The sequence below is a fragment of the Lewinella sp. W8 genome, from assembly GCF_004375085.3.
GTDB lineage: Bacteria > Bacteroidota > Bacteroidia > Chitinophagales > Saprospiraceae > Neolewinella.
This window is the reverse complement of the sequence record NZ_SNAQ03000001.1, coordinates 61,238-78,229: the sequence shown is the minus strand read 5'-3', so window position 1 is coordinate 78,229 and position 16,992 is coordinate 61,238. Positions and strand designations below refer to the sequence as shown.

Here is a 16,992-nt window from a genome sequence, read left to right as displayed (position 1 = left end):
TTAATCGGTTGGAATTTCCCCCCATTTTTTTAGCCCCCACTTACCGACCGGACAACGGTTCCCGCAGCACGCCATACAGCGTCTCCGCGCCGCGGAAATAATTTTTCAGGAGGATATTTTCGTTGGGGCTGTGCTGATTATTGTCCGGATTAACCAGCGGCAGGACTACGGCAGGAACGTCGAGAATGTTGACGAAGGGCGCGATGGGCACGGAGCCCCCCATCGTTCTGATCAGTACCGGCTTTTTCCCGAAGGTGTTCCGCAGCGCTGATTGCAGCCAGGAGCCGGTGGGGCCGTTCAGATCCGTGCGAAAAGCCCCGTAGCTCGTTTTGCCGGCGAAACTTGCCAGCCGGGGGTATCTGGCGCGCTCCTCATCCGTTGGCTCCCGTCCTTCCGGCACCAGGTAGTAGCCCTGGGCGCTGATGTGGCCACGCAGGAGGTCCAGTAACCGATCGCCGTCGCTTTCCTTGACGAGGCGCAAATCGAAATTGGCTACGGCGGTGGCGGGAATGATGGTACGCGCCGCGCGCCCCACCCAGCCACTGCTCATCCCGCGAACGTTCAGGCTGGGATACTGCAGAGCTTCCTGCAGATTACTACCGACCCCGTCCGGCTCAGAAAATCCAATTTTTTGGTGAATGGCGTCGAGTTGATCCGGCACCCCGGCCAGTAACTGCTGGGTACCTTCATCAAGGTCAATGCCATCGTAATACCCGGGAATGGTTACCCTTCCGGCATCGTTTTTCATCGAGGCAATCAGCTGAGCCAACCGCAGTGCCGGATTGGGGGCATAATTTCCGTAATGCCCGCTATGCTGGGGAAGTTTGGGTCCGTAAACGGTCAGGCGGGCCGTGGCGATGCCCCGGGCGCCGCCCACGAGGGTCGGCTGGTTGGTGGTGTGGACGGGACCGTCAAGAATAATCAGGTGATCCGCCGCCAGCGCTTCCCGGTGGGTAACCACCGCCCCCGGCAAATCCGGACTACTCCCCTCTTCCATGGGGTCGATGATGAACTTCACGTGGTAGTCCGGTCGCACCCCTTCGGCCCGGAGTTGGTCCCAGGCGACAAAAAACAGCATGATCGGGGCCTTGGCGTCGCTGGATGACCGGCCAAAGAGTCGCACGTCGGTGCTGGCCGGATCGGGGGGAAGTTGATCCGCTTTGGTGTATTTGATGGTACCGTCCGGCAGGGCTTCCATGTAGCCGTAGACGGGGTCAAAGGGGGGCGAAAGCACCCATTTGGCGGGGTCAACGGCCTGCCCGTCCACGTGGCCGTAAAACAGCACGGTGGGCGCATCCGGACTGTCCGCCGGATATTCAGCCAGCAGCAGGTCGATGCCCGCATTCTTCAGGCGCTGTTGCCGGAAACCCCGGCGGCGAAACTCCCGTTCAAGCCACTGCAGATTCGGCTCCAACTGGCCTTCGATGTTGGCGTCGTTGGGTATCGCAAGGAACTCTTGGTAAAGTTCGAGAGACGCCAGCGTGCGGTCGTGGAGGCTTTGGGCGTGAACGCAGGTGCCAAGCAAAACCAGGTAAAGGCAAAGTTGCGTCGGTAATTTCCAATCCATTTTTTTCATGTCCGGAAGGTAAGCAGCGCCCGTCGGTGATTCAAACTAGGTCGACGACATGGTGACCGCTTTGGCCTCCAGCCCGGGGTCGGTGAGATGATGCACCATGTAGTGCGCCACGTCTGCCCGCGGGATGGTATTCTTCGGCACTTTTCCTTCTTCCTTGGCGATGTACTTCCCCCCAGACACCGGGTCTTCGGTGAGGCCCACCGGGCGCACGATGGTGTAGGGCAGACCACTACTACGCACGTCCGTTTCCTGGCGCTCGTGGTCTCCGAAGGGTGCCCGTAGGACCGTCGCCTTGAGCGCTTTGGCGAAGAAGCTGACCTGATCAACGCTATTCCCGGTTCCCGCCGCACTGAGGATCCAGAGCCGGGCGGTTGACTTATTTTTCTTCATCGCCGCGATGACGTGTTGGGTGATGACCTGATTGACCGTACTCCGGACCAATCCGCCCCCCACCAGGATCAGGATGGCGTCGTAGGGTCCGGCCGCTACGGCCTGGTTTACGGTCGCCGCATTCCGGCCATTACCTTGGAGAACGGTCAAGCCGGCGTCCGTGATCGTTACTTTTTCGGGGGAGCGCACCAGGGCGGTTACCCGCTGGCCGGCGGCCAGGGCTTGCTTAACGAACTCCTGACCGGTACGGCCGGTGGCGCCAATGACGAGGGAATGCATGGTGGTAAGATTGTTGTGGGTATTCAAAGTGATTTCGTAGGCAGCGCCCGAAGGCTACCTAAAGTAAGGGGGTTACGGGGTGTACCCGCAAATCAAAGTGCTTCAAACCAAATATAGGGGGAGCGAGCGGCTTGCGTATCTTCGCGGCATGAAGAAGCCCCGTCGATTTCAGCGATCCCAGGCCCGCAACAGTGGCAAACCTCCCGGCCTGGCCCGTAAAGCGGAAGACCTCGTTGGTATGCGGTTGAACAAGTACCTCGCCCATAGCGGGGTCGCCAGCCGTCGGCAGGCCGGCGACCTGGTAAAGGCCGGCAAGGTGATCGTCAACGGCTCGGTGCAGGACAATCCCGCCTACCAAATCCAGGCAGGGGACGTGGTGGAGTATTCCGGGAAAGTAGTCCAACCCGACGAGCAGTTCGTGTACATCCTGCTGAATAAACCCCGAAACGTCATCACCACCACCAGTGATGAACTTGACCGGACGACGGTCATGGATTTGTTGCAGGACCCCGCACTGGAGAACTACCGGCTGTTCCCCGTAGGTCGGCTCGACCGGGACACCACGGGCTTGCTGCTCATTACCAACGATGGTGACGTAGCCAAGCGGCTCACCCACCCGAAGCATGAAGTCAGCAAAATCTACCACGCGACCTTAGACAAGAAGTTCTCCGTCACCGATCTGGCCCAGATGGAGGTCGGTTATGAGCTGGAGGACGGTCCCTTTCGGGTCAATTGGGTACGCCCCGCCAGTCCGGATGATTTTCAAACCATCGCCCTGCAAATCCACATTGGCCGGAATCGCATCGTCCGCCGGGCCTTCGAGCACCTCGGCTACACGGTTGAAAAGCTGGACCGGGTCTACCTGGCGGGCTTAACCAAGAAAAACTTACCGCGGGGATTCTACCGTTTTCTCACCGCCGAGGAAGTCCGGATGATCCGCCATTTCAGTTAACGCAATATGACTACCCTTCACCACATTCGGGCCCCTTTCTTTACCGTTCCCCTTCTGCTCCTCTCGATTGCCATCCTCTTTACCAGTTGCGGTACGGAGCCCGACCATACACAACAAACCGATGAGAGCTCCCCGCCCGAGGTCCTGATCACCGGCGCCATGAAGCGCGTCATGTGGGAAGGAAAACTTGACGGGTTGATTCGCTTTGACACCCTCGGCGATCGCCAGGGACTTTACGGCATTGGCCCCCTGGTGGGCCTGCGGGGAGAAGTTACCATCGATGATGGCAAGGTGTACGTGTCGAGAGTAACTTCCGACAGTACGATGGTCGTGGAAGAATTCCCCGCTTCCTCCGCCCCGTTTTTTGTCCGGGCGAAGGTTAACGACTGGAAGTCTATTCCCCTCCCCCCGGAGGTCAAGACCATCCAGCAACTGGAAGCTTTCCTGGTGAAGCAGGTCGACAACAGTCCCGATCCATTGCCCTTTAAACTCACCGGAGAAATTGAGCGGGCCGTGATCCACGTGCAGAATCTTCCACCGGGTACGCCGGTAAGCTCCCCCGCAGAGGCGCACCAGGGGCAAGTCGATTACACTTTGGGGGCCGAACGGGTGCGGATCATCGGCTTCTACTCCCAGAAGCATCAGGGGGTTTTCACCCACCACGATTCCTACCTGCACCTGCACCTCGTTACCGAGGATGAAAACTGGATGGGCCACTTGGATGAGGTAAGCTTCAAAGACGTGCAACTGCTGCTTCCCGCTGGTCAGTAATTGATTTCGGGTAACCCGCGGCCTTTTCTTGCGGAAATTATAAGGTGGAGGTTAAATAGTGTTAAGCACTTGATCGGTGTCATAACGCCCACTTTATTAGGGTATTCATTCTACACTACGTTACCTGAAGTACCCAGTCATGAAAAACACCCAGAAGGTTTCCCTGCTTGCCCTCCTCTTTTTCTTCTCTTTCACCCTCTCTTCCCAGACGGACAGCAAATGGTCCGTTGGTCTGCAGGCGGGAATAGCCGACTACTTGACTTTTTCTGACTTTCAGGAAGTAGTGTACACTATTGAAGGAAATGATTATTTGTACAGCCTTGGGAATATTACTGAGTCCAATCTGGGTCCTGCCCTTGGGCTGGAAGTAGGACTGGACATCAATCCCCGTTGGCGGCTGACCGGCTTTGCTCAGTTCCAGACCTATTCCGGCAGGCTCTACGAAAATGACTTCGCCATTTTCGGAGTTTCCAGCACCGTGCCCGAGCCGGTAGAATTCCGGGCGCCAGCCGACAATAAGCTGACGGCATTTCAACTTGGCGTCCAGGTCCAGTACTGTGTACTTCAGGACCAGAAGCTCCGCGGATATTTGGGGGCAGGCTTCTCCTTTTTATCCAGAAGTCATGAATACCGGAATCGCCTGGAAGTGGATTTCACGGAAGATCGGAGGACAAATTCTCTGGTAGAGTTTTTCACCACGGCCAATCGAAATGCCCTCGCCCTTCCACTTTCTGCTCGCCTCGAAAAAGACCTATCCGAGAATATCTTCGTGAGCCTGACGGGACAACTCACCGTTTTCCCTAATCTGGAAGACCACCAAATCGCGGGGCTGATTGGCCTTCACTACCGGCTATAAACAAAAAAGCGTGGGCAGTTAACAACCGCCCACGCACACGTTTGGGGATTATCAATCCGAAAATTAATTGTTGCTGATCATGTGAATGTCCCGCTGCGGGAAGGGAATACTTACGCCCTCACGATCAAAGGCTTTTTTGACGTTCTCCTGCATGTAGAAGAAGGTGTCCCAGTAGTGTTCACTCTTACAGAAAGGACGCGTGGCCAGATTAACGGAGCTGTCACCCAATTCTGCAACCACCACGCCCTGAGCGGGGTCGTCGAGAATCCAGGGGCATTCTTTTCCGACCTCAAGGATGATCCGACGTGCCTTGTCGATGTCATCCCCGTAGCCGATCCCAAAGGTAAGTTCGACGCCGATTTGCCCCTGGCCGGAGATGTTGGTGATTACGTTGCTGGTCACGGTTCCGTTAGGTACGATTACCCGCTTGTTATCGAGGGTGGCCAGGATGGTATTGAAAATCTGCACTTCGGTGACGGTGCCCGTTTGCCCACCGCCGATGGTGACCAGGTCGCCCACGCGGTAGGGGCGGAAGAATAGCAGCATTACGCCACTGGCAAAGTGCCCCAGGGTGCCCTGCAGAGCCATGCCGACGGCGAAGGCTAAGGCGCCAAATACGGCGATGAAACTGGCGGTTTCAATCCCGATCATCCCCGCAACGGCCAGGAGAACGAGTATTTTTAGTCCCGTGCCCATCACGGAGGTGAGGAAAGGGGTAACGGTCTTGTCGGCACCGGATTTTTTCAGGCGTTTGCCCACGAAGCCAGCCAGACGGTTGGCAATCCAAAAGCCAATGATGAGTACGAGCAGGGCTCCGGCGATGTTGATGGCCCACTGAGTGGCCAGTGCCATTTGTTCTTCGGTCAAAAAGTCGAACATAGTATACGGTAATTGGGTGGTTATGATCCCGAAATTGGGGGGTGAAAAAGTTATTTAAAGATGCAGAAAATCTATATAACGCTGATAAAGACGGATGAAGCAAGAAAAAGTAACCGCTTCGGGGTTCCCCCGATGCTTTTCCGGCCTTGCTTTTGAGAGATTTTGTCACCCTCCCCCCAAGCACATTTTGCTTTAAAAAAAATACATCCCAACAATTAATCTTAACTTTGACCATTCACTTTCCTTTCCCGTGGCACAAAAATCCCCCAAGGCCGTCTACACCTACCAGCAGGCACTGGAGGCACTACAACATTACTGTGCCTACCAGGACCGTTGTCACCAGGAAGCCCGGCAAAAGCTAAGGGAGTTGGGTTTTCGGGGTGACGAAGCCGAATCCATCATCGTAGATCTCATCGGAGAAAAGTTTCTGGACGAGGAGCGTTTTGCCCGCACCTACGCCCGGGGGAAATTCCGCATGAAGCGTTGGGGGCGCTACCGCATTAAGCGGGAGCTCAAGCAGAGGGAGATCAGCGAATACTGCATCCGTAAGGCCATGGAAGAAATTGAGGAAACGGACTACCTCGAAACCCTTGAGGCGGAACTACTTCGCCGGGACCGCCAGGAAAAAAAGGCCAAGCACCCCTACCTCCGGCGGAGAAAGCTGGCCAACTACGCCGTTGGCCGGGGATTTGAAGCCCCCCTCGTGTGGGAAACGATCAATCGCCTCGGACTGTAGCTACTGCCCGAGCCCCATCCGTTCACTCCGGATATTCGGGTTGATGGCTTCCGCCCGCCCAAAGTACTCTTCCGCCAGTTCGGGTTGGCCGTTCTGATACAGGGCAGCCCCGTAATTCCAGATCGCATCCGCGTTTTCCGGCTGAACTTCGTAGGCTCGGCGGAAATACTCCACCGCTTCCTGGGTGCGGCCGGACACACCCGAAGCAACTCCCAGTAACCGTAGGGTCTCGTAGTCGTTGGGGGCAAGTTGCTCGGCTCTTCTCAGGTAGCCAAAAGCGGCGTTGAGGTCTCCACGCTCCTCACCGGCAGCCCGGCCGGCGGCCGTGAGGGCCCGTAGCATATTGTCCCGCGCCGGCTGGTAGCCGCCGTCCAGGTCCAGTACGTGGTCATAGTCGGCGATGGCCGCATCGTAGTTTTTCAGCAGCAGCTCGGCGTTTCCCCGAAGCAAAAAGGCATTGCGGTAGGTGGGGTGAATTTCCGTGGCCCGCGTCAGGTCCCGACGGGCATCCAGCAGCAATTGTTGCTGGTTGGCCCGACTGGTTTCCGGAAGACTCTGGTAGCGGTCCAGGCGCACGCCACCGGAGGCATTCAGCAGCTTGGCGCTGTTGGGCTGCTTTTCCACGTCGGTGGTAAACAGCGTGAAATTATTCTTCCAGACCGGATTCCGATTGATGGTCAGCACGCTAAAGACCAGCGCCACCACCGGAACTAGCCAGGCCAGGCCGCCGCCAAAGCGGCGGACCAGCGTCGCCACCCCCACGGTCACGGCCAGCGCCCACCCCAGGGAGGGCATGAACAGGAACCGCTCGGACATATTGGTGCCCACACTGAAAAATACGTTGCTGACGATCGACAGGGAGGCCAGGTAAATCACGATGCCCAGGGCCGCCAGGGGAAACTGCCGGAACTTCAGGACCACGAACAGGCCCAACCCCAGGTGCAATAACAGGCCGAGCCAGGGCGTCAGGCTGGCCCAGTCCATCACGGGAATTGCCCGGGGGTAATAGTCGTGTACCAGTCCATAGGGAGCAAACAAGAGGCGCAAATATTCCCAGAGCGTATGCATGACGGTGGCCAGGCGATCACCGGCGCTGAGGGGCACCCACTGTCCGTCGCGCAACTCCAGAAAGGGATTGTTCAGGAGTTCCATCACGGGCTCTCCCAGTGAGAACCCGATTACCCTGCTCCGGATGACCAGGAACAAGCCCGCCAAGGCCACCACGGGGAGGTAATACTTCAGTTCGGCCCAACGGAAATCTTTGCCCCGGACCAGAAACAGCATGGCCGGGATAACGGCCAGGAAGGTGATGGCATTCTCCTTGGCCAGACAGCCCAGGAAGAACAGCCCGGCACCTGCGACCGCGCCCAACCAACGCTCATTTACCGCCGCCCGCCAGACCAGCCACGAGCCGGCGACCACCCCCAGCAGCGCCACGATTTCGTCCCGCCCCTTGATGTTGGCGACCGCCTCGGTGTGCAGCGGATGAACCGCAAAGAGGATGGCCGTGGCCACCGCAAACCACCAGGGAAGCTCCTTTCGCCCGCGCGAGATATCCCGGACGAAGCCAAAAATGACGGCACACAACAACGCGTACCAGAGCACATTGAACAAGTGATGGGCGGTGGGGCCGCCGAAGAGTTGTTGCTCCAGCGCAAACATGGCGGGTGTCAGCGGGCGATAGCGCCCACCGGCCACCAATTGGGCCTTATCTTCATCCTGGAAGAAACCGTAAAAGGTATCATAGGTAAAGAGTTCTCCCCAACCGGCGATCCCCTTTTGCACGATCACGTTGTCCGTAATCACGATGGCATCGTCCAGCGCATACTCGTGCCCCAGGGTGTTCAGGTACACTCCGGCGGACAAAACGATCACCGCCAACAGTTGGAACCGGAACGCCCGGTACCATGCGGGGCCCGGTTTGTTGGCCTCCGTTGATCTTTTTTTCTGCTTGGACTGCTTCGCCATAGGGTGAAAGTACACAAGACATCGCAACTTTGCCCACTCGCCAGCCCTTAATACAAAAGATGCAAAAAGGAACCGTAATAAAATCTACCGGGAGTTGGTATAACGTGCAGCTGGACGAGCCCAGCCCGGCCGGGGCTTCCCTGCTCCGCAGCCGCGTGGCGGGCCGATTTCGTCTTGACGACAAGAAGCTGACCAACCCCATCGCCGTGGGTGATCGCGTGGCCGTAGCCATCGAAAGTACGGGCGACGAAGAAACGGGCGCCATCCGCGAAATTGAAGACCGGAGGAATTACGTGGTGCGCCAGAGTCCGCGGAAACGACACGCACTGCACCTCCTGGCCTCCAACATTGACCAGGCGGTAGTGATCGTGACCGTCATCGTTCCGGACCTTAAGCTCGGCTTCATTGACCGGTTTTTGCTGATGACCGAGCCCTTCAACATTCCGACCACCATCGTCTTCAACAAGGCCGACATTTACGGCGAAGACGAACTGGAAACCTTTGAGGTGATCCAGCAGATTTATTCCGACATTGGCTATGACGTATTGCTCGTTTCGGCGGAGACCGGCCAGGGCCTGGAGGAGTTCCGGGAACTGCTGCGCGACAAGCGCAGCCTCATCAGCGGGCAGAGTGGCGTCGGAAAATCCACGCTCGTCAACGCCGTGGAGCCCGAACTGGAATTACGGACCGGAGAGCTGTCCGACTATTCCGGGAAGGGACAACACACCACCACTTTTGCCGAACTCTTCCCGTTGAGTTTTGGCGGGGAAATCATCGACACCCCCGGCATCAAAACGCTTTCCTTCAACTACCTCAAACCGCAGGACGTCGCCCACAACTTCCGGGAAATCTTCGCCCTGAGTCAGGAGTGTCGGTTCGGCGGGTCCTGCCTCCACCGCCACGAACCCGGCTGCGCGGTCATTGAATCCGTCGAGGAAGAAGACGACCGGGTGACGGACCTACGCTACAATTCCTACCTCACCATCCTGGAGGAGGTGGAGGGACAGAATTACTGGGAGAGACGGAAAGTGTAAGCGGGTTACTGGTTGAGTAGTTGCTGGTTACTGAGGGCTAGCAACGCCGCTCCCGGCAGCTTAGCTGTAGGGGGATAAAATCCACTGTTTTGATTGGACATTCCTTGCCAGCCCCAATAGCAATCGGGGAGCAATCATCTACTTTTCAAACCAGGGTTAATCCGTGGTCGGAAGCCTGTTTCGCGAAGGCCTAGCCGAGTGAATGGCGTCCGAACACTATTCGACCCAATAGGCCAGGACGAAATTTTTTACCCTATAGCGGATGTTCGGAATTGTAGGCTTAATTCAATGGTAATGGCTCACTTGGAAGTAGAATATAAACTACTGCCTACTTTCGTCCGTTCTTACTGCTCTACCAAATTCTACTACTATGGCCCGCCCCCTGATCCTCGTAACCAATGATGACGGAATCACCGCCGGAGGCATCCGGGAACTGGTTGGGGTCGCCCGGGAATTTGCCGATGTGCTGGTGGTGGCGCCGGATAGTCCCCAGTCCGCCCAGGGGCACGCCATCACCATCGAGCGCCCGGTTTTCGTGACCGAAAGTGACGTTTTTGGGGAAGAGATTGAGGCTTACGCCTGCAGCGGCACGCCCGTAGATTGCGTCAAACTGGCCAAGAGCGTGCTGCTCAACGGCCGCGTTCCGGATCTCTGCGTTTCCGGGGTCAATCACGGCAGCAACGCCGCGATTAACATCATTTACTCCGGCACCCTCTCGGCCGCCATGGAAGCCAGCCTGGAAGGCATCCCCAGCATTGGCTTCAGCTACCTCGATTACCGGGCCGACGCCGACTTCTCCCCCTGCCGCCCCTACCTGCGCAAACTCATCGGCTTCGTCCTGAACAACGGCATGGCGGAAGGTAGCCTGTTTAACGTCAACATCCCCAAAGTGGAGGGTGGCCCCCGGGGACTGAAGATCTGCCGGCAAGCCGAAGCCCGTTGGGTAGAGGAATACGTCAGGGGCGAGGATCCGCGCGGCCGCCCCTACTACTGGCTAACGGGACGCTTCGTCAACGAAGACGACCGGGAAGACACCGACGCCAACGCCCTGCAGAACGGCTACGTTTCCCTGGTGCCCAGTCACCACGACCTGACCAACCACCGGGCCCTTACGAGCCTGCAGTCCATCGAAAGCCTGCTGCAGCCGGAGGGCGCGGAGGCCGACTCCAGCGACGGGACGTCCCCGCAGCAGTTGGAGCAATTCTAAGAGTTCCACCAATTTTATTTTACCGTTCAGTAACCAAACGACGCCGCTCCGTAAGCAAGCGGCCGAAGAAGTTGTGCGAGTCATTTATCCGCTTACCTTTGTTTCGATCTCAAAAAGAAAAGTACCTCAGACCTGCCAGTTGCGGCAATTGAGTTTACCACCCTCACTCGTTGAGGATCATTATCTCATGAGAGTATTGCGAATATTTATTCTCGCCGGATCGTTCACAAGGATGAGAACACCATTCATCCCCTATATCCGGAAACCACAAGGGAGCGAACCGTGTCACGGTCCGCTCCCTTTATTTTTGGTCAGTATCCCGGGCTACCCGCCGTTCAACAAATCCCGACCGTAGTAGAAAAACCAGGTCAGGGCCAGCACCATGGTGCCCGTCACGAGGCCGCGCAGGCTCTTGCTGCGGTAGCTACGGCGGAAATAATTCATGGGCAGGACATTGAGGCAAATGGCGATCAGGGCCAGCGTTCGGTCCTTGAAGTTAATCGGCCGGCCGGCACTTTCGGCCAGCCACTCTGCCCCCTGTTGCAGCAGGGCAAAGGCAACGAAGGCCACCGAAAGGGCGGCCAGAAATCCTACGAGAAAGTGGTCATTCCTGGGAATCATGAGGGAGTATGCTTTTCGCTGTTTGGTATCTAACGTAGCCCATCAGGGCGTGTTGCCGTCTATTCCACGTATTCTTGCCGCTTGATGAGAAACACCCATTCGCCCTCCGGATTTTCCACCTGGTAGCCATAGTCATAACAGAAGCGATAAAGCTTACCGTTCCGGGTCGTATACTCGTTCGTGAAGTACCGAAACTTGAACCCGCGGTCAATGAGCCGATCCTTGCGCACGTTGGCCTTTCCGTCGGGGTTGAGTTCCGCCAGGACGTTGCGGTTGTGCTTCAGGATGTTGTTGATCTTCCGCTGGTAACTGCGCTCCTCGGCGGTTTTGCGGTTGTGATGATTGGCCCGGCAGGAGGCCGAGCAGAATTTTTTATCCAGGCGGCCCTTGTATTCTTCACCGCATTCCGGGCAGATTCTGTTCATACTTAAAGGTAGCGAAATTCACGTTTTCTAGGGGGTAAACACCGTCGGACCAGGCATAGTTATCGCCTTTAGTGGCGGCGGTCCCGGGATCCGTAACTCGTCGGGATCACCGATTTTTAATAAAATGCGGCGAAGCGCAGGATGCAATGCGCTCGGGTAGGGCCCAGGAAGCTTGCAATAGGGTTCCTCAAAGGAGCAACGCACCCAAAACCGGTCGAGGCGTTCCACGCCGAGCCACTCCCAAAGCTGAACATCTTTCCGGAAAAGATTTGCTCCAGGGAGCAAAATAGACTCTTCATTTTTCAGCCCATAAAGGAGTTCCAACTCCCGCGTGATGTAACGGAATCTAGGAATAGGCCGTTCCGTGAGGTTCATCAGCGATTCCTGCGGAATCGCGGCAGTTCAGTGGGGCCAAACGGTAGCGGCAGGAAATTTCCTGCCGCAACTTAAAAATTCAGGGGCTTGATTGCCAAATGATTAATTCACGGAACGGCCTAGATATAGAACCCCTTCACCGGTAAGAGTAGCTTTGCAACGCGGTGCCATCAATATAAAAAATCAAGGTGCTCACCCAGTGAACGGACTAGGGCCTCACGCCATCGGGGCAACGGTAAAAGAGCGCCGGTAGAAAGTCAGCAAGACCGTCCCCTATCCCCAATTACTTACGCAAAAATTTTCCGTCATTCACCAACATCAGATTCCCTCCGCTATCGAAAACGGTCCCGACGGGGAAGGCCGACAGGAAGGGCCCCTCGTAATAATCCCGGGCGAGTCTTCGGTGCTCCCGGGTATCAGCCAGCCGGTTGTAGATGATGGCGCCACCCTCTTCCAGGGATTGCTGCAGCAACTCCAGGAAACTATGGGTATCCAGGTGCTCCGGTACGGTGGCGTCCTGGAAAACGTCCACACAAATGAGGTCATACTTTCGGGCGTCCAGCTGTAGGAACTGATAGGCGTCAGCCTCGTGCACCTCGACGGGGGAAAGGATGGCCGGGAGGGAATAGTCCGTCGCCAGCTCAATGATGACCGGGTCAATCTCTACGGCTACGTAATCGTAGTTTAATTCGTGGATATCTTCCAGTAGCTCCGGGATGCTGCCCAACCCCAGCCCCAGCAACAACACCCGAGCGTTGTCGGGCAGCTGTTCGAAATCGAAGACCTCAAACAACTTACGGAAATTGAGGTAGTAATCGCCAAAGCTGTAGATGGCGTCTTCGGCCACCAGTTGGAGGCGTCCGTGCACCAGACTGACGTGTAAATAGTCGTTGTGCGGCGAGGAAGTCACTTCCAGCACCTGCTCCCACAAATAACTTAACCAGAACCGATAGGTCGGAATATGCTTCGCCACGGCGGCGAAGATAGTGCACACCTCTTTGCCGGATCAACCTCCCGGGCGAGGAACTTGTCTTTCTCATTGTGACCAAGGAAAAGTATTTCTCCTCCCGCCTCCGGCTTACCGCCGCTCTCTGGCCCCTGCGCCGGCGGCGGCTGCGGGCCCTATGGCAAAACAGCAGTGGGCCATCGGGATGGCTGGAATGCTGGTTCGGTCTCCTGGACCTGCTGGGAGTTGTTGACCTGCACGAAGCCCTCACCGCCCTGTTGCCGGGTGTCAGGGGACTCCATCCACGGGAGATCCGTTTCCTCCGCACCATGTTCGGCGATAGTGTTCCCTACGGTCTCGTGCGGGTCGACGAGCGGGCCTGGCTGGGGCCGCGCTTCGGTAATTTCTGCTACGTTAGCTTCCACACCGTCAATAGCTGGGGTCCCATGCACCCGGCCGTGTTGGTCCATGAAATAGTGCACGTCTGGCAGTACGTTCACCGGGGCGCGGCCTACATTCCCCGCGCCCTGCGGGCGCAGCGCTCGGCCATGGGCTACAACTACGGAGGCGTCAGCGGGCTCGAGGGCGCCCACCAGCTGGAAGATTTCAATTACGAGCAAATGGCCGACGTGGTCGAGGATGCCTTCCGGCTGGCCAACGGCATCCAGGGCCAGTGGGTGCCCGGCCGGGGAGCAGAAATTTTGCTCCTCTACTACCCCTTTTTGCGGGAGTTGCGCAGCGCTAAGCCGCATTCCGCTTACCTTCGTTTCCCATAACCTTCTCCCCTGGTGTTTTCCATTTGCCTTCCCGTTTATCGCTACGACGTCCGTCCCCTGGTGGATGAACTGCTGCGGCAGGCAGCATCCCTCTCTCCCGCACCGGAAATCATCGTCTTCGATGATGGCAGTCCCGCCACCGAAGCATACGGACAGGAGGAACTGCGCACCACCCCCGGAATTGTCTACCGGGAGCTGCGGGAAAACCTCGGGCGGGCCGGCGTCCGCAATGCGATGGTCGGCGCGGCCACGCGTCCCTGGGTGTTGCTGATGGACGCCGACGGCTGGCCGCCGGCCAGCTTCCTGGAAACCTACCTGACCAAACTCCGCCAACTTTCTGCCCGGGAATCCGGTACCGTGATGGTGGGAGGCAGAACGTACGCCCCCTCCCCTCCGCTGGATTCCACCCTCCGGCTGCACTGGCACTACGGTCACCAGCGGGAAAGCCGGGACCTTCCCCGCAGGCGAAGGGACGGCTGGCTGGGCTTTCAGTCCAATAACTTCCTCGCACCGGTCTCCCTGCTGAAACAATATCCCTTTCCGGAGGGCCATCGGGGGTACGGACACGAAGACACCTACTGGGGACAACGGATGCTACGGGCGGGCGTGCCGATCCTGCACCTGGATAATCCGGTCGTGCACCTCGGATTGGAACCCGCCGGAAGATTCCTCGACAAACAGCGGGAAGCCATCCGTAACCTCCATCTACTCCGTCGGGAACACCCCTGGCTTCGTACCCGGCTAACGGAGATCACGGATCATTGGTCCTGGGCACCCATGGTTGCCCGGCTGATCCCCGAGTCCACACTACAAAACTACCTGAGTAAGCGATCAGCTCCCAATCTTTTGGCCCTGGACCTGCTCAAACTTCGCTGGTGGCACGAACTCCGTCCGCACGGGCGCTAGACCCGCGCCAGCGCGTCCGAAAAATATCCCCGCGAGTCTTCCAGGTGCCGCAGAAAGGTGAAACCGGCCTGTTGTAGCATCGCTTCGATTTCCGGGCGATTGTACTTCTGGCTGATTTCTACCTCAATGGGCTCCCAGACATCAAACCGGAATCGACGGCCGTAATCCGGCAGGCGGACGGACTGGTCGGCGAGACTTACCAGGTAACTGCGCGTGGCACCGGAAACGGGATTGTAAGTTTCCCAGTGTTTCCACTGATCGAGCCGGAAGTCTGCGCCCAGTTCTTCGTTGATCCGCCGCAATAAATTGAGGTTGAAGGCGGCCGTGTATCCTGCCGGGTCGTTGTAGGCCGCCAGGATGATCGCGGGGTCTTTTTTCAGGTCAAAACCAACCAGCAACAGGTCGTCTTCCCGTAAGAACTTTCTGAGGTGCCGCAAAAACTGCACGGCTTCCTCGGGTGCGAAATTCCCAATGTTTGCCCCCGGGAACAGCACCAGGCGGAGGTGATCACCCTGGCTTTTGCCGAGGCGGTCCAGCGCCGAAAAATAATCGTCCTGCACCGGCTTGAAGGGCAAGGTGGGCCAACGACGACGAATGAGGTTTCCGAGAATCTCAATGGCGTGGGCACTGATGTCGATCGGGCGATAGGTAAAGTTGGCTCCCGCCGCCAAGAATTGTTCAATCAGGAACTGCGTCTTGGTTCCATCCCCGGCCCCCAGTTCAATCAAATCAAAACTCCGATTACCGATGGCGTCCAGCAATTCCGGACCGGCGGTTTGGAAAATTTCGAGTTCGCAGTCCGTCAGGTAGTATTCCGGCATGCCCATGATCTGCTGAAACAGTGCATCTCCCCGCTCGTCGTAAAACCACTTACTGGACAGGCGCCGTGGAGTGGACGCCAATCCTTCAAAAACATCTGCCGCAAAGGCTGAAATCTGAGTATTAATCATTTGGGTACGCGGGGATTTTCGACGTCCTTGGCCAGGCGAATTCCGGTGAATTGCCACCGTTTATCCGTTTGAAAAAAGTTGCGGTAAGTGGGTCGGATATGACTGAGGGGCGTGGCGCAGGAGCCACCCCGCAAGACCATATGGTTAACCATAAACTTGCCGTTGTATTCTCCCAGGGCTCCTTCCGGGCGCGGGTACCGCGGATACGGCAAATAGCTGGAATTGGTCCACTCCCAGGCGTGGCCCAAAAACTGGGGGTCTCCGGAAGTAGCCCTTTGGGGGTGGTAGGCGGTGGACTCAACCCAATTCCCGTCCGCGGGGATTTCTGGCTGTAGCCGGGCGGCAGCTATCTCCCACTCAAATTCCGTCGGTAGCCTGGCCTCCGCCCAGCGGGCGAATGCATCCGCTTCGTACCAGCTGACGTGGGTAACGGGCAGGTGCGGATCAACGGGTACCAGTCCGCCGTTCAGTCGGTAGTGAAACCAGTTACCGGCTTCGTCGGGATACCAGTACTGTGGAGCCTTCACCTCCAGGGTGCGGGCCCACTCGATCCCCTCCATCTGCCAGAGCTCAAACCGCTCGTAGCCGCCGTCCTGCATGAAGGCCAGGTATTCTCCCGCCGTAACCAGCCGGTCGCCGATTAGGAAGTCCTCCAGCAAAACCTGATGGACGCTGAGCTCATTGTCCCAGCAGAAGCCATCGCCCCGATGGCCGATGGTGTGAATCCCTCCGGAGATATGGGAGAAGGTCATCGCCTCCCCTGGCTCCTCCGTGCGGAAGCCGGCACCTGCGGTCATCGCCCCTAAATCACCATATCCGGTGTCGGGTCCGTGCTCCCCTGCTTCGCGGTAAGCGGGATACAGGGGATTGGTTCCGAGGGTATACTTAATGTCCGTGAGCAGCAGCTCCTGGTGTTGCTGTTCGTGGTGCAGCCCCAGTTCTATCAGCTTATTAAGCTCGTCGGATTGTGGCTCTCGCCGAAGCAGATCGGCCATGATTCGGTCCACGTGTTCGCGGTAAGCCAGGATCACCGAGAGTGCCGGTCGGGTCATGTTGCCCCGGTTAGAGCGCAGGATTCTCGGCCCCTGACTTTCGTAATAGCTGTTGAAAAACCAGTTGAGTTTCCCGTCAAAAAGCTGGTAGTCCGGAACGTACTTCGCCAGCACAAAATTTTCAAAAAACCAGGTGGTGTGCCCCAGATGCCACTTGGGAGGACTGACGTCTTCGCAGGCCTGCACCACGTAATCTTCGGGCTGCAGGGGAGCACACAGGGCCAGGGACTGCCGACGCACAAAGGCATAATGCTGCGCCAGACCAACGGTGGTGTCAATTCCTTTCGTCATGA

17 protein-coding genes are annotated in these 16,992 nt (G+C 57.5%); 8 read left to right on the top strand and 9 right to left on the bottom strand.

All coding sequences use genetic code 11. The features are described from left to right. Window positions 1-40: 40 nt before the first annotated feature. Together E1J53_RS00315 and E1J53_RS00310 are read right to left on the bottom strand one after the other, a co-directional pair. A complete protein-coding gene (locus E1J53_RS00315) occupies window positions 41-1,576 on the bottom strand; it encodes a M20/M25/M40 family metallo-hydrolase (RefSeq protein ID WP_134269987.1) in 1,536 nt (511 codons plus the stop codon). A gap of 36 nt (window positions 1,577-1,612) precedes the next feature. Beyond that, window positions 1,613-2,245, bottom strand: a complete 633-nt coding sequence (locus tag E1J53_RS00310; RefSeq protein ID WP_134269986.1) for an NAD(P)-dependent oxidoreductase — start codon at window positions 2,243-2,245, stop codon at window positions 1,613-1,615. Between the two features lie 148 nt (window positions 2,246-2,393). Here E1J53_RS00310 and E1J53_RS00305 point away from each other — a divergent pair, with 148 nt between their 5' ends. From E1J53_RS00305 to E1J53_RS00295, 3 genes are all read left to right on the top strand, one after another. After that, entirely contained in the window at window positions 2,394-3,197 is an 804-nt protein-coding gene (locus tag E1J53_RS00305; RefSeq protein ID WP_134269985.1) for a pseudouridine synthase, read from the top strand. Window positions 3,198-3,203: 6 nt separating this feature from the next. Continuing rightward, on the top strand, window positions 3,204-3,968 hold the full coding sequence (locus E1J53_RS00300; RefSeq protein ID WP_216649986.1) for an acetolactate decarboxylase: 765 nt from the start codon (window positions 3,204-3,206) through the stop codon (window positions 3,966-3,968). A gap of 139 nt (window positions 3,969-4,107) precedes the next feature. After that, window positions 4,108-4,824 carry an outer membrane beta-barrel protein gene (locus E1J53_RS00295; RefSeq protein WP_134269984.1) on the top strand — a complete coding sequence of 239 codons (717 nt, stop codon included), beginning with the start codon at window positions 4,108-4,110 and terminating at the stop codon, window positions 4,822-4,824. 63 nt (window positions 4,825-4,887) lie between these two features. Here the strand turns inward: E1J53_RS00295 and E1J53_RS00290 are convergent, their stop codons facing one another. Further along, window positions 4,888-5,703 carry a mechanosensitive ion channel family protein gene (locus tag E1J53_RS00290; protein ID WP_134269983.1) on the bottom strand — a complete coding sequence of 272 codons (816 nt, stop codon included), beginning with the start codon at window positions 5,701-5,703 and terminating at the stop codon, window positions 4,888-4,890. 250 nt (window positions 5,704-5,953) lie between these two features. Between E1J53_RS00290 and E1J53_RS00285 the strand changes: the two genes are divergently transcribed. Beyond that, window positions 5,954-6,439: a regulatory protein RecX gene (locus E1J53_RS00285; RefSeq protein WP_134269982.1), complete on the top strand. Its 486-nt coding sequence runs from the start codon at window positions 5,954-5,956 to the stop codon at window positions 6,437-6,439. Here E1J53_RS00285 and E1J53_RS00280 read toward each other — a convergent pair whose 3' ends face one another. Then, entirely contained in the window at window positions 6,440-8,407 is a 1,968-nt protein-coding gene (locus tag E1J53_RS00280) for a tetratricopeptide repeat protein (protein ID WP_134269981.1), read from the bottom strand. Window positions 8,408-8,466: 59 nt separating this feature from the next. On the opposite strand from E1J53_RS00280, the gene rsgA reads away from it, so the two are divergent. Together rsgA and surE are read left to right on the top strand one after the other, a co-directional pair. Continuing rightward, on the top strand, window positions 8,467-9,441 hold the full coding sequence (rsgA, locus tag E1J53_RS00275) for a ribosome small subunit-dependent GTPase A (protein WP_134269980.1): 975 nt from the start codon (window positions 8,467-8,469) through the stop codon (window positions 9,439-9,441). 370 nt (window positions 9,442-9,811) lie between these two features. Then, window positions 9,812-10,648: a 5'/3'-nucleotidase SurE gene (gene surE, locus E1J53_RS00270; protein ID WP_134269979.1), complete on the top strand. Its 837-nt coding sequence runs from the start codon at window positions 9,812-9,814 to the stop codon at window positions 10,646-10,648. 324 nt (window positions 10,649-10,972) lie between these two features. On the opposite strand, the gene E1J53_RS00265 is transcribed toward surE, so the two are convergent. The 3 genes from E1J53_RS00265 to E1J53_RS24185 form a co-directional block, all read right to left on the bottom strand. Continuing rightward, window positions 10,973-11,269 carry a hypothetical protein gene (locus tag E1J53_RS00265; RefSeq protein WP_134269978.1) on the bottom strand — a complete coding sequence of 99 codons (297 nt, stop codon included), beginning with the start codon at window positions 11,267-11,269 and terminating at the stop codon, window positions 10,973-10,975. Window positions 11,270-11,328: 59 nt separating this feature from the next. Next, a complete protein-coding gene (locus E1J53_RS00260) occupies window positions 11,329-11,694 on the bottom strand; it encodes a hypothetical protein (protein ID WP_134269977.1) in 366 nt (121 codons plus the stop codon). Window positions 11,695-12,352: 658 nt separating this feature from the next. After that, the gene (locus E1J53_RS24185; protein WP_154640106.1) at window positions 12,353-13,042 is read right to left on the bottom strand and encodes a fused MFS/spermidine synthase; all 690 of its coding nucleotides are present in this window, start codon (window positions 13,040-13,042) and stop codon (window positions 12,353-12,355) included. Window positions 13,043-13,110: 68 nt separating this feature from the next. Here E1J53_RS24185 and E1J53_RS00250 point away from each other — a divergent pair, with 68 nt between their 5' ends. After that, the gene (locus E1J53_RS00250) at window positions 13,111-13,791 is read left to right on the top strand and encodes a hypothetical protein (protein ID WP_134269975.1); all 681 of its coding nucleotides are present in this window, start codon (window positions 13,111-13,113) and stop codon (window positions 13,789-13,791) included. A gap of 12 nt (window positions 13,792-13,803) precedes the next feature. Continuing rightward, entirely contained in the window at window positions 13,804-14,697 is an 894-nt protein-coding gene (locus E1J53_RS00245) for a glycosyltransferase family 2 protein (protein ID WP_173021310.1), read from the top strand. Here the strand turns inward: E1J53_RS00245 and E1J53_RS00240 are convergent. After that, a complete protein-coding gene (locus E1J53_RS00240; RefSeq protein ID WP_134269973.1) occupies window positions 14,694-15,647 on the bottom strand; it encodes an L-histidine N(alpha)-methyltransferase in 954 nt (317 codons plus the stop codon). The genes E1J53_RS00245 and E1J53_RS00240 overlap by 4 nt on opposite strands. Then, entirely contained in the window at window positions 15,644-16,990 is a 1,347-nt protein-coding gene (gene egtB, locus E1J53_RS00235) for an ergothioneine biosynthesis protein EgtB (protein WP_134269972.1), read from the bottom strand. The genes E1J53_RS00240 and egtB overlap by 4 nt, the downstream gene beginning before the upstream one ends. Window positions 16,991-16,992: the final 2 nt, after the last annotated feature.

Bases quoted from the DNA above. Each gene is read 5' to 3' on its own strand.
- E1J53_RS00265 (WP_134269978.1), bottom strand. From the start codon at position 11,269: ATGATTCCCAGGAATGACCACTTTCTCGTAGGATTTCTGGCCGCCCTT.
- E1J53_RS00280 (WP_134269981.1), bottom strand. From the start codon at position 8,407: ATGGCGAAGCAGTCCAAGCAGAAAAAAAGATCAACGGAGGCCAACAAA.
- egtB (WP_134269972.1), bottom strand. From the start codon at position 16,990: ATGACGAAAGGAATTGACACCACCGTTGGTCTGGCGCAGCATTATGCC.
- E1J53_RS00240 (WP_134269973.1), bottom strand. From the start codon at position 15,647: ATGATTAATACTCAGATTTCAGCCTTTGCGGCAGATGTTTTTGAAGGA.
- surE (WP_134269979.1), top strand. From the start codon at position 9,812: ATGGCCCGCCCCCTGATCCTCGTAACCAATGATGACGGAATCACCGCC.
- E1J53_RS00295 (WP_134269984.1), top strand. From the start codon at position 4,108: ATGAAAAACACCCAGAAGGTTTCCCTGCTTGCCCTCCTCTTTTTCTTC.
- E1J53_RS00290 (WP_134269983.1), bottom strand. From the start codon at position 5,703: ATGTTCGACTTTTTGACCGAAGAACAAATGGCACTGGCCACTCAGTGG.
- E1J53_RS00260 (WP_134269977.1), bottom strand. From the start codon at position 11,694: ATGAACAGAATCTGCCCGGAATGCGGTGAAGAATACAAGGGCCGCCTG.
- E1J53_RS00315 (WP_134269987.1), bottom strand. From the start codon at position 1,576: ATGAAAAAAATGGATTGGAAATTACCGACGCAACTTTGCCTTTACCTG.
- E1J53_RS00310 (WP_134269986.1), bottom strand. From the start codon at position 2,245: ATGCATTCCCTCGTCATTGGCGCCACCGGCCGTACCGGTCAGGAGTTC.
- E1J53_RS00305 (WP_134269985.1), top strand. From the start codon at position 2,394: ATGAAGAAGCCCCGTCGATTTCAGCGATCCCAGGCCCGCAACAGTGGC.
- rsgA (WP_134269980.1), top strand. From the start codon at position 8,467: ATGCAAAAAGGAACCGTAATAAAATCTACCGGGAGTTGGTATAACGTG.
- E1J53_RS00300 (WP_216649986.1), top strand. From the start codon at position 3,204: ATGACTACCCTTCACCACATTCGGGCCCCTTTCTTTACCGTTCCCCTT.